Raw genomic sequence first — 14,703 nt, forward strand, 5'->3', positions numbered from 1 at the left:
ACACGGTTTTTTGGTCCTTTAAGCGTACCGTCGTGGGTAGGGAAAAGGTGGGAAAACAGACCCGATGGCCACGTACAACCTCAACGGCTATGCCGCATCAAGCCTCTCGTCGACGTCAGGAAGCCTGTCGGCGCAGGTTGGACACGTGTGGCAACTTGATCCGGCTTGGGACAATTCCGAGGATCGCCTCACCTACACGATCACCGACGATGATAGTAAACTCGACGGGGATAATAGCGCGGGCGAGATCGGGGATGATGCCAATCAAACGGCTGTTGTCACAGATACGACCGGCGGAACCATCGCGTCGGGTCAAATCTATGCCGAGGAACATGTGACCCTTAGCGATGGTGCGGGCAACACCATCCATGTCTACACGATCGAGATCGCAGGCGGCCAGATCGGCATGCTCACCACCCCCGAAATGGTGCCCGGTGTCACCTATCACGTCACGGCCGTTCAAAACGTCACAAGTTCGAACCAACCCGACTTTTCGGCGATGGCCACCCCCACCTATGATCCCGATCTGGCACAGAACCATACCGGTGGCGGGTATGACGACCAGATCATTGCGGGTGACGGCAATGACACCATCTCCACAGGCGATGGGGCGGACAACATCGACGGTGGCGCGGGCAATGACACCATTTATTACGGGAGGGGTGGTGCGACCCGCTCCGACGGTGATCTTGTCTACGGTGGTGACGGTGATGACGTCATTGATGACGCGGCGGGCACGCAAAATTACCTCTATGACGACACGCTTTATGGCGAGGGGGGCAACGATACAATTTACGGCGGCGCGGGGGACGACGAAATCTACGGCGGCGCGGACCACGATACCCTGTATGGCGAGAGCGGGCATGACGAGATTTATGGTGGCACGGGAGATGACACCATTTACGGGGGGGACGGCTACGACATCATCTATGGCAACGAGGGCAATGATACGCTGCATGGCGGCAATGACGATGACGTGCTCTATGGTGGTGCGGGCGTCGATGTCCTTTATGGCGAGGCAGGCGATGACACGCTTTTAGGCGAGGCGGGGAACGACCATCTCACGGGTGGTTCCGGCACCGATACGCTTTCGGGCGGGACCGGGAATGACACGTTCTACATTGTCACCACCGACGAGACTGTAAATGTCTACGGCGATGATGATTGGGATACCGTCGATTTCACCTATAGCTCGGGCAGTGGCGTTGATCTGTCCTATACGGGTGACAATACATTTTCCTATGAGTTCATCACGGTGCCTGCGACGTCCGGTGTCGGCAACTCGATGGAGAATTTCCGGCTCACCGGCGAGGCCGATACGGTGGATGCCTCCCTTGATCAATCAGGGGCCACATATGCGCTCGGCGCGGGGGACGATACGTTCACGGGCGGATCGGGCAATGACGCGGTTTATGGGGGCGACGGTGCGGATACGATTGCACTCGGGGCGGGCGGTGACTACGCCGAAGGGGGCGCGGGCAGCGATACGATCTATGGGGACGCCGGTGATGACTGGATCGTGGGCGGGACAGGGGATGACACCCTTTACGGCGGCGATGGCGAGGACACCCTGTCGGGGGGCTCCGGCACCGACAACCTCTCCGGCGGGAGCGGCAACGACACCTTCGAAGTCATCGAAACAGATGATGTCACCAACCTGTCAGGGGACGGGTGGTGGGATATTGCCGATTTCAAAGAGGTCGGCACATCCTCGGGGGTGGATATCACCTATATTGGCAGCACATCGTTCACCTATGATTTCAATGCGACAACCGCCACAGGGACCGCCAACAGCATCGAGCAAATCGACGGCACCAATGCGGGAGACACGATCGACGCCTCCGCGAACACGCATGACTCCGTCTACAGCACCCTCGATGGGGACGATGTGGTTCTGGGCGGCAGTGGCAATGAGGATATCTATACCGGCGATGATAATGACACCATTACCGGTGGCGCAGGGGATGACTCGATTGAATCCGGTGACGGTCAGGACACGATGGTGTTTGCCGATGGGTTCGGCAACGATACGATCACGGATTTCGATTTCACCGACAGCAATTCCGATGGCTACACCGACGACCAGCTGGATGTATCTGCGGTCACGGTGGGTAGCGCCGGCACGCCCGTCACCGGATGGGACGTTGTGGTCACGGATGATGGCAGCGGCAATGCGGTGATGACCTTCCCCAACGGGGAAACGATCACACTGACGGGCGTGGCGCCGACACAGGTGGATAGCGTATCGGAAATGCACGCAATGGGTATTCCGTGTTTCGTCTCGGGGACACGGATCATGACGCCCTCTGGCGAACGTCCGGTCGAGACGTTGCAGCACGGCGATCTGGTCACCACCCTTACGATGGGCCCACAACCGGTCCTGTGGGCGGGGCGCACCACGGTGAAACACGCACGGCTTGCGCTACAACCCGAGTTGTTGCCCATCCGTATTCGTGACGGCACCATCGGCAACTCTGGCGACCTTTGGGTGTCGCCACAGCACGGGCTTGTTTTACCGGACCTCTCGCGCCATGCGAAGTCCCGTGTTCTGGTGCGTGCGGTGCATTTGCTGGACCACACAGATGGGCGGGTGCGGCGCGCACGCGGCTGTCGTGATGTGACCTATCATCACCTCCTGTTGCCACAACATGCGCTGATTTTGGCAAATGGATGCGCATCGGAAAGCCTGTTTCCGGGACGTTTCGCCCTGTCCGGTTTCGACCGTGCGGCAAAGGCCGAGTTGTTCGACCTTTTCCCTGCGCTCGAAACCATTTTGATGTCGGGTGCGCCCGCGACAACTGCTGTGCGGATGTATGGTGAAACGGTGCTGCGCTTTGCCAAGGGGCGTGATTTGCGGGCAGGGCATGTGTGCCTTCCCGCGCGGCGGTGATTGATTGGCGCGTTGAACCTACGGCAGGATCGCGAGCCAGACCCATGAGGTCACCACGGTCAGCGCCGTCGCCATGAGCACCGAGGTGGCCGCCACGCGTTTTGCGGCGCCGTACATATTGGCGAACAGATAGGCGTTCACCCCCGGGGCCATCGCGGCGGTGATCGTGGCCGAGCGCAATGCACCCGTTTCCAGATCAAACACCCAATGGGCCAAGAGGTAGGTGACCGTTGGATGGACCATGAGCGACGCCGTCATTGCCCATAAAATCACCCGCATGTCGCCCTCGGGTTTGTAGCGGACCAGAACGCCCCCCAAGCCGAACAAGGCCGCAGGGATAGCGGCGGCTTTCATCATGTTGACGGCGTCCCATGCAAACTGCGGCAGGTCGATCTGGCCGATGTTGACGACCCACCCCGCCGCAATTCCCAACACAAGCGGGTTGCGCAGCACCGAACGGGCAATCTGGCGGGCCAGTTTCGTGGGCGACAGGCCGAGCCCCTTGGCTTTGGCATATTCCATAAGCGCAATGCCGACCGAATACAGGATCGGGGCGTGGATCGAGACAATGGCAAAGTTCCAACCCAAGGCATCCGTCCCGTAGGCGCGTTCGGTAATCGGGATTCCGAGCAGCAAAGAGTTTGAAAACAGACCGATAAATCCGATGGCGATGCAATCGGTCAGGCTGCGTTTGAACACATACCGCGCGCCCAGAAAGGCAAAGGCCCCACCGGCAAATGCGCCTACGTAAAACGACAGGAGCAAGGGCGCGTGAAAATTCTGGCCGAGGTCGATTTGCGAGATGCCCGAAAACAGCAAAAGCGGCACGGCAAAGTTTTGTGCAAACGACATTACCCCGTCGATGGTCGCCTCCGATACCCATTTGCGCCACGCCGCGAGATACCCGTAGCCGACGATCACAAAGACGGGCAGGACAACATCGAACAGCGCTTGCATATCAATCTCCGAATGCGATCGTCATGCCGTCATAGGCAGGGCGCACATGGTCGGGGGTCTCGCCCGCCACCGTGTCATAATCGATGTCGATATGCATATTCGTCAGTACGGCACTGGCCGGTTCGAGCCGCTCGATCCATTCGAGCGTGCGGGCCAGATGCGCGTGCGAGGAATGCGGCGTGTAGCGCAGCGCGTCGATCACGAAATGCTCCAACCCCGTCAAGAGCGCAAAGCTGTCTTCGGAAATGTCCGACACATCCGGTATATAGGCCAGATCGCCAATCCTGAACCCGAGCGCACCAATGCGTCCGTGGCGCACAGGGATCGGCGTGAGCGTGATCGGACCGCCAGGACCGTCGACGGTGACGGGACCGTCAATCGCGTGCAGGTCCAAAATCGGCGGGTAATCCGAACCATGCGGTTGCACAAAGGCGTAGCCAAAGCGCGAAATCAGATCGTTCTCGGTCTCGCTATCGGCCCAGACCCTGATACGTTCTTTCATCAAAAACACAACCTGACGCAGGTCGTCGAGCCCGTGGACATGATCGGCGTGCGGGTGGGTGTAAACCACCCCGTCAAGGCGGGTCACACCCGCGCGGACAAGCTGTTCACGCATGTCGGGCGAGGTGTCGATCAGCACCGTGGTGGTCCCGTCCGGCCCGGTGCGCTCGACCAGTGCCGAACAGCGTTGGCGGCGGTTTTTCGGGTTGTCGGGGTCACACGCGCCCCAGAGCCCGCCAATGCGTGGCACGCCACCCGACGAGCCGCAGCCCAATATGGTGAAGCGCAGGCTCACAGCCGTGCCTTGGTGAATAGGCGGTCGAAATTGGCCTCGGTTTGCGCCGCCAGATCGGCCAGATCCATCTCGAATGTCTCGGCCGCTTTGGCGGCGGTCTGCGCCACATAGGACGGTTCGTTGCGGCGGCCGCGATGGGGCGGGGGCGCCAGATAGGGACTGTCGGTCTCAATCAAAATGCGGTCACGCGGTACGGCGCGGAAAATGTCGCGCAGCTCTTCGGATTTCGGAAATGTGGTGATGCCGGACATCGACAGGTAGAACCCCAGATCAAGTGCCGCCTGACCCAGTTCGCGTGATGACGAGAAACAATGCATGACACATGTGTAGGCGCCCGCCTGATGCTCCTCGGTCAAAATCCGCGCCATGTCCTCGTCGGCGGCGCGGGCGTGAATGATCAGCGGCAGACCCGTTTGACGCGCCGCCTCGATATGAAGTCTCAGGCTGTCTTGTTGCTTTTGCGCACTCTCGGAGGTGTAGTGGTAATCCAGACCCGTCTCGCCGATGCCCACGAATTTGGGATGCGCGGCCAAGGCCAAAAGCGCGTCCAAGGTCGCCATGGGTTCGTCCGCCACCGACATCGGGTGCGTGCCTGCCGCCCAGAACACCGGCGCGTAAGCCTCTGATATCGCACGAACCTGATCCGCGTTTTTGAGCTTGGTGCAGATCGTCACCATGCGTTTCACCCCTGCGTCCAGAGCGCGTTGCACCACGGCATCGCGTTCGGTGTCGAAGTCGGGAAAATCGAGGTGGCAATGGCTGTCCGTGAGGGTGGGGAGCATGGGTCTAAAGCGCCTGTTGGTCTTGGGCCTCTCCGGATGCCCCCCTAACGGGCAGCGACGCGCGAGGCCGTGTCGTTGATCTCGAATATCATATCAAGGATCAACGCGGCGGGGTCAAGGTTGACCGCCTTTGCGTGGGCGGCACGCGCCGATAAGGTCTGTTGCAAAGTTGCCCATGCCTTGGCCGCTTGGCCCTCGGGGGCCAGCCGCACCATCAACGCGGCCTCGCCCGTTGCGGCCTCGACAAGGGGCGGGCGCCCCGCGCCGGAACGTGCCAGACGGATCAAGAAGCGGTCGATCAACCCGACCACCAAATCGTAGCGCGTCACATTGGCGGCCCCGACACAGCTTTCGGCCAGTTTGAGCGCGCGCGGGCGATCAAACTGCGGCAGCTTTGAAAACAGCCCCACGATTTCCGCGTAGGTCTCTATCCCGTCCTGATTGGTCAATCGCAACGCCTCTCCCACCGATCCGCCCGCCAATTCGGCAAGGGCGTCACTGCGATCTGCGGCATCAAACCCCGCCGCGTCAAGGGCTTGCGCGAGGTTTTCGGGGTCAAGCGGCCCGAGACGCAATTCGCGACAGCGGCTTCGAATGGTGGGCAACAGGCGCGAGGGCTGATGCGAGACGAGCAGCAAAAAGGCGTTCTTTGGCGGTTCTTCGAGCGTTTTCAAAAGGGCATTGGCGGCGGAGACGTTCATCTCGTCGGCGGCGTCGACAATCACAACGCGGCGACCGCCATCGGTGGCGGACATATGGAAAAACGCGTTGAGTTTGCGCACTTCCTCGACGGAAATCTGTGCTGTGTGCTTGCCCTTTTTGGCGTCCCATGCACGGCGCACCAGACACAGGCGCGGCTCGGCCAATTGCGCGGAGCGGCGGTAAACAGGCGTGTCGTGACCGATCTGCAACGTGTCGGCTTCCGGTCTGGCAAGCGCGTCGCCGAACATGCCGCCCGCACCGGAGTCCTCAAGCGGATGGTCGAGCAGGAACCGCGCGATGCGCCACGCCAATGTCGCTTTGCCGACGCCTTTGGGGCCTGTGATCAGCCACGCATGGTGGAGGCGGTCGGCGTTAAAAGCGTCGAGAAAATCGGCCTCGGCGCGGTCCTGACCAAACAGCTGAAGCGTCTCGCGCGGGTGGGGCGCACCGGCGGTGCGATCGGCCTCGGGAGGCAGCTCCATCTCGCCGGCGGGCGCCCTCATTGCGCGGATCCGCACTGGTGTGCGGCGCGGTGTGTGGCCAGACGGGCGGCGACAACCTGTGCGACATCGGCGGCAATCACGTCAATGTCACGCCCCGCGTCAACGATGGCAAATCGTCCATACGCGGCGGCAAGGTCGAGAAAGGCGGCGCGGACCTTGATCTGGAACTGCGCGCCGAAATCCTCGAACCGCTCTTCGGCGGTCTGGCGGGCCTTGGCCCGCGACAGGCCCACGGTGGGGTCCATATCGAACAGCAACGTCAGATCGGGTTCAACGCCGATCATCTCGTCGTGCAGGCGGTTCACCTTGTCTTGTAGATCTCCACGCGTGACGCCCTGAAACACACGGGTGCTGTCGGCAAAGCGGTCGCAGATCACGATTTTGCCCGCGCTGAGGGCCGGGCGGATGGTCTTTTCCAAATGGTCGCGGCGGGCGGCGGTGAACAGTAAAATCTCGGTCTCGGCCGACCACCGGTCCGGATCGCCCTCAAGCACAAGCGCACGGATTTCTTCCGCCCCCGTGGATCCTCCGGGCTCGCGGGTCAACACGACCTCATGGCCCTGCGCCTCAAGCGTCCGGGCCAAAAGGCGGGCCTGTGTGGATTTACCCGATCCGTCGATACCTTCAAGAGTGATGAACATATGGGATTATTGCACGGCCGGAATGGCCTGTCCTTCGAGTTTGCGGCGCAGCACGGTGGCGGCGGTGCGCAGGCGCGGGGCGATGCCGCCACGGTCCACGCCACGGTCCGCCACAAGCGGCAAACGCGCCTCGGGCAAATCATCGCGGGAGATGACCAGTTCGGCCAACATGTCGCCTTGTGCGAACGGGGCCTCGATGGGGCCGGTGTAGACCACCTGTGCGGTCAACGCGTCAAGCTGTGTGCCGGGAAGCAACAGCGATAACGCCTCGGGGGCCACCAGACCCACCTCGGTTTCGCTGCCCATCCAGACGGGGGCGCGGGCAAATTCGTATCCCTTGTCGGCTACGGTTTTTTCAACGAACTGCCGAAAGGCCCAGTTCACAACCCGTTCTGCCTCTTGGGCGCGTTCGGCTTCGGAACTCAGGCCGGTGATGACGAATACGATGCGGCGGGTACCTTGGGTCGCGGACCCGACAAGCCCGTATCCCGCCTCTTGGGTGTGGCCGGTTTTGAGACCATCCGCGCCGATGCCCAGTTTGAGCAGCGGGTTGCGGTTGTTGCGGTTTTGCGGCGCACGGTTGTCATAGGGGAATTCGAGTTGGCCAAAGTAGCCGTAATATTCGGGAAACTCGGTGATCAGACGGGTGGCAAGCAGGCCGAGGTCTTCCATCGACATGCGTTGTGCGGGGTTGGGCCATCCGCTTGCGTTGGCAAAGGTGGAATTTTCCATACCCAATTCGCGGGCGCGATCATTCATCAAACGGGCAAAGTTGTCTTCGGTTCCGGCCAGACCTTCGGCCACGGCGACACAGGCGTCATTGCCCGACAGCACGATGATGCCCTGAATCAATTCCTCGACCGTGGGGCGGTCGGTTTCATTGAGGAACATGGTAGAGCCGCCCATTTCCTTGGACCGTGTGGAAACGGAAAACCGGGTGTCAAGGGTCACACGCCCGTCGTGCAGTGCCTCGAACAGCATGTTGATCGTCATCAGTTTCGACATCGACGCCGGTGGCAGGGGGGTCTGCGCCTCCTTGGACATCAACACGGTTTGCGTCGTCAGGTCATAGACCCATGCCGCCCGCGCACGGGTTTCAAATGCGGTGGCGGGCGCGGCGAGGGCGATTGCCAGAAAGATCAGGCTGGAAAGGCGGGCGAATGAGCGCAACATCGGGCGGGGTGTCCTTTGCTTGGCGGTAGGGGCGGCGTGGCGGTCGGGGCCGGCCGGCCTGAAAATCGGGGCGGGCGGCGCGACCCGTGGGCCGCGCCTGTTCCCAACCTTAATGCGTGACGGCGTAGGCGTCTGTGAAGCCTGCTTTCTTCACGTTTGCGAGAAGTGTTTTGCGCTCGGCGGCGGTGGTGGCGGGGCCAACGACAACACGCCAGAACGATTTGCCCGCACTTTCACCGGTTTTGATCGTGCCGACTAACCCTTGGCTCGCAAGCATCTCCCTGGTCCGGTTGGCGTTGGCCTGAACCGAGAAAATGCCGATCTGGATGAACGGTTTATCAAGCGCCGATGTCGGTTTTGGTGCCGTTGCGGGTTTGGGTTTGGGGGCGGGGGCCGCAACCGGCGCATTGGGGGTCACCGCGGGGGCGTCAAGCGCATCAAGCGCCGCTGCCGCGTCGGCAATCGGGTCAAGTGGCGTGGCCGCAATGTCCTCGGGTGCGTCGAGCATATCGACCTGTGGCGCGGGGGCCTCGCTCGCCACTTCCTCGCGGCGCAGCGCGGTGACGTTCAACTCAACGGGGGACCCCGCCAAAAGGCCAAGCGCCCCGGCGGCGTCAGAGGAGACCTGAATTTCCGGGCCGGGGGATGTGGCTTCGCGTTTGAACAGCGCACCGATCACGAATTTACCGTTTTTGGTGTTGCGAATGATGACGCGCTCGGGATCCGAAACCGCGGAATGCGCGACCCACACACCGCCAAGCGATGGCCGCCCGTCCCATAGCCCCTTATCGGTCACCTGGAATACATCGGGCGCCTCGACGTCACGTTCGACCAGTTTGGCCGACGTCGCCGCAGGGGCCGACGCACCATCCCCGGACGCTTTGGGTTTCACGGAGTCAAAAAAACCCGACATTTTTCCGTCTTCGCAGGCGGTCAATGCAAGGGTTCCGATGAGCAGGAGCGCAAATTTTCGCCCCGTGCCAATGGTTGCGCCCATGGTTTTGCCCATAGTGGTCATGTGAGTTTGCCCCTTGATCCCTTTTCGCGCGTTTGGCGCGTTATGTCTGCTCATCGCCTTTGGCTACCATTCGGCTCGGGTACGCTTGGCGCACCCCACGTCCAAACTCGGCTTCGAGCGCAGTCTAACCATATGGCGGGGATGAGGAAAGCCCGCATAAGCGAATGCGCGAAATTCAGCACGCAGCGTCCGGGGCTGTGGCGTGGCCGGTTTCGCATCAGGTGCAAGATGGGCTTTTAGAATCGCAACGAGGTCGCTAAACCCGCCCATGTCGGAGGCTTGGCAGAGTGGTCGAATGCACCGGTCTTGAAAACCGACGGGCGTGAAAGCGTCCCCAGGGTTCGAATCCCTGAGCCTCCGCCATTATCCCCATTGCGAACCAGTGGCACCGCCCTGACGGGCGCGGAATTTTCCCGTGTTATCAAAGGTGTTTGCGGGAGCAGACCGAGCGTGACATTGTGAATGGGGGACCAAGCACATACTCAATGTAACCCGCGATCTCTGTGCAACGCTTCCGTTGTGTTTCCGGTGCGCGGGCCTTGCCGGACTTAGTTTGTTTCAAGGTTGGCACATGAAGAAAGCTGCCAAGCGCATCGTAGTGTTTGCGCAGCATTTCCATGTTTAGGACCTTCTCTGTACCGAGCATTGTCCTTTTGGCCGATGGCTGGCCCGGGGTCGCCAAACCAGCCATTCCACACATTTCCACACATTGCGCCGAAATGTTTGTTCTAGGAGAGCTTCAATCCAGACATCCCGTACCGTCCCCCTTGCAGCGCGCTCGCAAAGGGGAGGGGACAAGCTTGGACCTACAATAGCCAGTTTGCGTCCGCCTTGGGGATACTCTCCGAGAAGGACATTTCGTGGATGATGTTGCCGGTTGCGACCTCGGTGCCGCTTGCGAGTGGTACCGTCATCCTGATGTCGCCGCCAAGACGGATATAGCCCGGTTGGGCGGTTTCGTCATTTGGCTTCTGATCCGAATTGAGCGCATCGCTCAAGAGGTGATTGCCTGAAATCTCAATCCGGATCATGCCGCCGTTGTAGGGGGTTTCGATCAGGAAGCCGTCAGGCCATCCGTTGCCGGACTGCGGGCCGACATGGATTTCACCAACGAAACTGTCCGCGAATTCACCCGTGCTAAGCAGGATTTCACTGTCTTTTGCCAACATGAACTTACAGACGACCTTGTTGCCGTAATCCGTGTTGTGTTGGATATACGAAAAGTTCAGCGTGAAATCCCCGCATTCCGCACGGCCCCAGTGCCACGCCTTGAGAACACCTTCGATACCGGCATTGCCCCAATTGTGGTCGTGATAGCCGTGACCATCCTCGATCGCGATGGTTTCGCCCGCGACCTGAATGGTGCCGTTCACAACTGCGCGCGGTGCGGGCACGACATGCGCGTTAAACACCGTCAGCGCCTCGTCGAAATACATCGCACCGGATCCGGCACGCCAGGATTCAACGGTCGCGACAAGCTCAAGATCGACGACCACATCCTCATGCTCGGCGTGAAGCTGCCAATTCGGGTAGCGGCCTTTGCACCAGTTATTGCCCAACGTTACGTCGCAATGCTCCTCGGACGCGACGAAGTCCACGCCGGGGAACGGCACCTGAAAATCGCGGTTGGTGCCGTCGGGGAGTTCGACGTTCAACATCAACATCGGCGGTAGATCAGGGTTGTCCAACATGATCAGCGGGCGGTCCATCAGGACCACCGCGGCCTTGAGCCCTGACTGGGTGAACAGATCAAAATACCACCACTCGTAATGGCGCGGGTTTCCATCATTGTGATAGCCGTCGTCGCGGTCAGTCACGACTTCCTGGGCGGCCTGATCGTACAGGCCCGGTGCCTCGTAGTTCCCAATGACGCGTTTCGGCGTCTGGGCCATCGCCGCAGAGCGCAAGCCAGGGACAAACAGGAGACCCGCTCCGAATGCGGTTGAGGTCAAAAAGGATCTTCGGGAGATTTCCATGGTCTTTCCTTTTGGAGGTTTGGTTCAGTTGTGTTCTGATCAGTTTTCAGGCCGGTTCAGCAGCTTTGCGTATTTCTTGAGAAACAGGTCCGCGCCCTTCATCTTGTTGGTCAGGACGTTTCCCGCCGTGAAGAAGCCGAGGAAAGAATTCCCCTGTTTGGGGCCAAGCGGCACAAGGATCGGCGCTTTGCTGCCCCATGGCGTGTAAGGCTTCATGTCTTCGACGGTTTTGCCCTGCCCTAATCCGGACAGCGTTGCCTTGAGCCAAGGCAGTTGGCGGCTTATGGCCACGATGGTCATCGCGTCGCCTGCATCCGCGACATCGCCGGCCGCGAAAACATTGGGCAGCGAGGACGGGCGCATCCACGGGTCGACCTTGATCCGGTTTGCCGTCGTTTTCTGGACACCGGAAAGCGTTTCAAGCACCCCGGAATTCGCGCGCGATCCGATAACCGGAAAGATCAGGTCGAAGTCGTGCTGTGACCCGTCAGCGAGTTGCAGGGTTCCCGCGTAGGGCTCGGTCAAGCTTTTCAGGTTCTCCGCCCTCTGGCCAAGAATGAGCGTGACGCCAGCCTTGCGCAGTTTCGCCGCCAAAGCGGTGCCTAGCTTTGGCGGCATCGTTGGAAACAATGCCGTGTCACTTGAAATCAACGTCACCTTCTTGTCCGGCATGGCATAGGCGATTTCGCCCGCAAGCTCGGTGCCAACGGCCCCGGCCCCGACAATGCCGATGCGCCGCGCCGCTTTGAGACTCTTATGGATGCGGTGATTATCCGCCTTGAGCCCGGCAATATCGGCGCCTTGCGGTTTGAACGGCATCGCATTGTCAGACCCGGTGGCAACAACGATCTGATCCGCCTCCACCCGCGTGCCATCTGCCAAGGTAACGCCCGCCGCACCTATCGCGATCGCCTTGGACGCAATAATCCGGCCGCGCGTCAACAACCGATCATAAGGAATGAGCGCGCGATCCAGTAGCGAAGGGTCGACAAGCGCGCGGATCATGGCCGGCGCGTGAACGAAGTGACTGCGCGGCTCGATCAATATGACTTGCGCGGTGTCGTCGAGAGACTTCGCAAGTTCGGCGCCTACGTAGCCGCCACCGACAATGGCAATTTTCTGTGACATGGTTTCTAACCTTCTTGGGGCCTTGCGGCGTTAGTCTATGATTTGTGGGCGGCGTGATCGGCGGGATAGGTGATCTGTCCGAATTTTCCGGCGCGATATGCGTGGAAGGCTTGCGCCAGCGCGCCGTCGCTGTTCATGACAAACGGGCCGCGCATGGCGATGGGGTCGGTGATCGCCTCACCGCCAAACAGCAGCAGATCGAGTGGTTCAACAGCCGGGTTGGTCATCTCCAATGTCCCATCCCGGGCGTCCAAACCGATGAGGGTCTGCGCGTCGATTTTGGCATCACCGATCACGGCCCCATGCGCCGGCAGGAATCCCGCGACAAGCAGACCTGCGTGCAAGGCGATATCGACCGTCGCAAGCGGCTCGATCCTGACGTGCCAGATAAATTCGCCCGCATAGGTGGGGATGGGCGAGGATTGCCCATCATAACCGCCAAGCAGAACCTTGACCTCCCCACGCCCACCCGCGAGCATGACCACGGGTAGGTCCGGAGATGAGACGGGCATATATTGCGCAGGCTCGATCTTGTTCGACGCGGGCAGGTTGATCCAGAATTGAAAGGAATGCAGCACCCCGCCATCACGGCGTACGGGTGTGGCGAGCATCTCGTCATGGACAATACCGTTGCCCGCGTTCATCCATTGCACGCCGCCCGCCGTGACCGTGCTGTTGTTTCCCAGACTGTCAAAATGGGTCATCGCGCCTTCCATGACATAGGTGAAGGTCACGATACCCGCATGGGGATGCGCAAAGCTGCCATCGGGCTCGGGCAACTCACCGGCCGCAATTTCGCGTCTGGGCAGATGATCGAAAAGCAGGAACGGGCCGACTGCGTTCACAGCGCGGTTCGGAAGGGCGCGTGCGATGGTAAATGTACCGACCCGATCGGGCTGCGCCGGCTCTTGGAAAGAAACTTGTTTCATTGGATTGCTCCGGTTGTTGAGCAAGAGATAGGCGAAGCGGAGTTTGATTGATATTTATGTTTTTTTGGTATCTACATAAGCAACTCTTAACTTGTGGTGCCTGATGAAACTCGATCAACTGAACGTCTTGCGCGCCGTTGTTGAAACCGGCTCGGTCAAAGCGGCCGCCGAACGCCTCAACCGGACGCAGCCGGCGATCAGCCAGGCGTTGAAGGCCCTGGAATTCCAGACCGGAACCGAATTGTTTGACCGGTCGGGGTATCGGCTTGAAGTCACGCCCGTCGGCAAACGGGTCTATCTTCAATCCTTGCGCGTTTTGACGGAGGCGGAGGGTTTGGGTCAGTTGATCCATCATTTCGAGAAGGGGCAGGAAGAAACGATCACGATCGCGGTGGATACCAGCACCAACCTCAACGCGCTGACCCCCGTCTTATGCAAACTGCAAACGGACTTTCCCGAGACCCGCGTGGTCTTGCGCCCCGAGGTTCTGTCCGGCGCCATCGAGGCCGTGAAAACGGAAACCGCGGCAATCGCGATTTCGCCAATGTCCTCGATCATGCTCGAGGAAGAGGGGTTCGACTACATCCCCCTCGGGACATCGACGTTGCGCAATGTGACGTCACCGTCCCTTTGGGCTGAGATGGACAATCCCAAGCGGCTCTCGGACATGCGGCGTTTCCATCAGGTCATCGCAAGCGACAGCGGGCAAGCCGGAGGGCTGTTCGACCGCGAAATCGGCGTCCAGAAAGGCCAACGCCGCTGGTACGTCAGCGACCTCCACACAAAGAAGCACCTTCTGATCGCGGGCCTCGGCTGGGGCCGCCTGCCAGAACACATGATCGCGCAAGAGTTGAAACAAGGGCGGCTGTGCGAGATAGACTTGCCACACACGCATCTTGCCTTCGACGTCACCATCTATGCGTTTCGCCAGTCCAAACCAATCGTCCGCCCCGTAGCTGAATTGCTCTGGAGAGAATTTGAAGCCCATGCCCCCTATCGGCAGATGCCATGCCGTGGCGGATGACCTCAAGCGCAGACAGTTCTTTGGCGCTTTCCGGCAAACCAGACCACTTTCCTCCTCACCCGGAAGGTGAGGTCAGGAAGAGATACGGCGCAATGGGTATTGATGCATAGGTGGAAAATAATCCAATATTTCCAGCAATTTAAAAGGTGAATTGAAACTTGTTCTTTTCTGCAATTTGCGGACT

At 60.2% G+C, this 14,703-nt stretch carries 12 protein-coding genes and 1 tRNA gene; 3 read left to right on the forward strand and 10 right to left on the reverse strand.

The window, feature by feature from the left end:
* Positions 1 to 64: 64 nt before the first annotated feature.
* Positions 65 to 2,890 (forward strand): Hint domain-containing protein, encoded by a 2,826-nt coding sequence (locus ACN0Q0_RS09565; protein WP_417243157.1) that lies wholly within the window; start codon positions 65 to 67, stop codon positions 2,888 to 2,890.
* An 18-nt stretch (positions 2,891 to 2,908) separates the two neighbouring features.
* Here ACN0Q0_RS09565 and ACN0Q0_RS09570 read toward each other — a convergent pair whose 3' ends face one another.
* The 7 genes from ACN0Q0_RS09570 to ACN0Q0_RS09600 all read right to left on the reverse strand — a co-directional run bounded on the left by ACN0Q0_RS09570 (position 2,909) and on the right by ACN0Q0_RS09600 (position 9,462).
* Positions 2,909 to 3,847, reverse strand: coding sequence for an AEC family transporter (locus tag ACN0Q0_RS09570; protein ID WP_417243158.1), 939 nt, complete (start codon positions 3,845 to 3,847; stop codon positions 2,909 to 2,911).
* Between the two features lies 1 nt (position 3,848).
* Entirely contained in the window at positions 3,849 to 4,643 is a 795-nt protein-coding gene (locus ACN0Q0_RS09575; protein WP_417243159.1) for an MBL fold metallo-hydrolase, read from the reverse strand.
* Positions 4,640 to 5,425, reverse strand: coding sequence for a TatD family hydrolase (locus ACN0Q0_RS09580; protein ID WP_417243160.1), 786 nt, complete (start codon positions 5,423 to 5,425; stop codon positions 4,640 to 4,642). The genes ACN0Q0_RS09575 and ACN0Q0_RS09580 overlap by 4 nt, the downstream gene beginning before the upstream one ends.
* Before the next feature lie 44 nt (positions 5,426 to 5,469).
* Entirely contained in the window at positions 5,470 to 6,630 is a 1,161-nt protein-coding gene (locus ACN0Q0_RS09585) for a DNA polymerase III subunit delta' (RefSeq protein WP_417243161.1), read from the reverse strand.
* The gene (gene tmk / locus ACN0Q0_RS09590; protein ID WP_417243162.1) at positions 6,627 to 7,271 is read right to left on the reverse strand and encodes a dTMP kinase; all 645 of its coding nucleotides are present in this window, start codon (positions 7,269 to 7,271) and stop codon (positions 6,627 to 6,629) included. The genes ACN0Q0_RS09585 and tmk overlap by 4 nt, the downstream gene beginning before the upstream one ends.
* 6 nt (positions 7,272 to 7,277) lie before the next feature.
* Positions 7,278 to 8,444 carry a D-alanyl-D-alanine carboxypeptidase family protein gene (locus ACN0Q0_RS09595; protein WP_417243163.1) on the reverse strand — a complete coding sequence of 389 codons (1,167 nt, stop codon included), beginning with the start codon at positions 8,442 to 8,444 and terminating at the stop codon, positions 7,278 to 7,280.
* Between the two features lie 109 nt (positions 8,445 to 8,553).
* The gene (locus ACN0Q0_RS09600; protein ID WP_417243164.1) at positions 8,554 to 9,462 is read right to left on the reverse strand and encodes an SPOR domain-containing protein; all 909 of its coding nucleotides are present in this window, start codon (positions 9,460 to 9,462) and stop codon (positions 8,554 to 8,556) included.
* Positions 9,463 to 9,735: 273 nt separating this feature from the next.
* Here ACN0Q0_RS09600 and ACN0Q0_RS09605 point away from each other — a divergent pair.
* Positions 9,736 to 9,825 (forward strand) — tRNA-Ser (locus tag ACN0Q0_RS09605).
* A 443-nt stretch (positions 9,826 to 10,268) separates the two neighbouring features.
* On the opposite strand, the gene ACN0Q0_RS09610 is transcribed toward ACN0Q0_RS09605, so the two are convergent.
* From ACN0Q0_RS09610 to ACN0Q0_RS09620, 3 genes are read right to left on the reverse strand one after another with little or no spacing between them, the layout of a single operon-like run.
* Positions 10,269 to 11,438, reverse strand: coding sequence for a hypothetical protein (locus tag ACN0Q0_RS09610; protein WP_417243165.1), 1,170 nt, complete (start codon positions 11,436 to 11,438; stop codon positions 10,269 to 10,271).
* Positions 11,439 to 11,477: 39 nt separating this feature from the next.
* Positions 11,478 to 12,566 carry an NAD(P)/FAD-dependent oxidoreductase gene (locus tag ACN0Q0_RS09615; RefSeq protein ID WP_417243166.1) on the reverse strand — a complete coding sequence of 363 codons (1,089 nt, stop codon included), beginning with the start codon at positions 12,564 to 12,566 and terminating at the stop codon, positions 11,478 to 11,480.
* Positions 12,567 to 12,601: 35 nt separating this feature from the next.
* Positions 12,602 to 13,495, reverse strand: coding sequence for a pirin family protein (locus tag ACN0Q0_RS09620; protein WP_417243167.1), 894 nt, complete (start codon positions 13,493 to 13,495; stop codon positions 12,602 to 12,604).
* A 103-nt stretch (positions 13,496 to 13,598) separates the two neighbouring features.
* Here ACN0Q0_RS09620 and ACN0Q0_RS09625 point away from each other — a divergent pair, with 103 nt between their 5' ends.
* Positions 13,599 to 14,519 (forward strand): LysR family transcriptional regulator, encoded by a 921-nt coding sequence (locus ACN0Q0_RS09625; RefSeq protein ID WP_417243168.1) that lies wholly within the window; start codon positions 13,599 to 13,601, stop codon positions 14,517 to 14,519.
* Positions 14,520 to 14,703: the final 184 nt, after the last annotated feature.

It is taken from the genome of Celeribacter sp. (genome assembly GCF_048259695.1).
GTDB lineage: Bacteria > Pseudomonadota > Alphaproteobacteria > Rhodobacterales > Rhodobacteraceae > Celeribacter.

What these genes read in the sequence shown, in the direction of transcription:
- ACN0Q0_RS09600 (WP_417243164.1), bottom strand. Translation starts at nt 9,462, where the DNA reads ATGACCACTATGGGCAAAACCATGGGCGCAACCATTGGCACGGGGCGA.
- ACN0Q0_RS09615 (WP_417243166.1), bottom strand. Translation starts at nt 12,566, where the DNA reads ATGTCACAGAAAATTGCCATTGTCGGTGGCGGCTACGTAGGCGCCGAA.
- ACN0Q0_RS09610 (WP_417243165.1), bottom strand. Translation starts at nt 11,438, where the DNA reads ATGGAAATCTCCCGAAGATCCTTTTTGACCTCAACCGCATTCGGAGCG.
- ACN0Q0_RS09565 (WP_417243157.1), top strand. Translation starts at nt 65, where the DNA reads ATGGCCACGTACAACCTCAACGGCTATGCCGCATCAAGCCTCTCGTCG.
- ACN0Q0_RS09585 (WP_417243161.1), bottom strand. Translation starts at nt 6,630, where the DNA reads ATGAGGGCGCCCGCCGGCGAGATGGAGCTGCCTCCCGAGGCCGATCGC.
- ACN0Q0_RS09625 (WP_417243168.1), top strand. Translation starts at nt 13,599, where the DNA reads ATGAAACTCGATCAACTGAACGTCTTGCGCGCCGTTGTTGAAACCGGC.
- ACN0Q0_RS09580 (WP_417243160.1), bottom strand. Translation starts at nt 5,425, where the DNA reads ATGCTCCCCACCCTCACGGACAGCCATTGCCACCTCGATTTTCCCGAC.
- ACN0Q0_RS09570 (WP_417243158.1), bottom strand. Translation starts at nt 3,847, where the DNA reads ATGCAAGCGCTGTTCGATGTTGTCCTGCCCGTCTTTGTGATCGTCGGC.
- ACN0Q0_RS09620 (WP_417243167.1), bottom strand. Translation starts at nt 13,495, where the DNA reads ATGAAACAAGTTTCTTTCCAAGAGCCGGCGCAGCCCGATCGGGTCGGT.
- tmk (WP_417243162.1), bottom strand. Translation starts at nt 7,271, where the DNA reads ATGTTCATCACTCTTGAAGGTATCGACGGATCGGGTAAATCCACACAG.
- ACN0Q0_RS09595 (WP_417243163.1), bottom strand. Translation starts at nt 8,444, where the DNA reads ATGTTGCGCTCATTCGCCCGCCTTTCCAGCCTGATCTTTCTGGCAATC.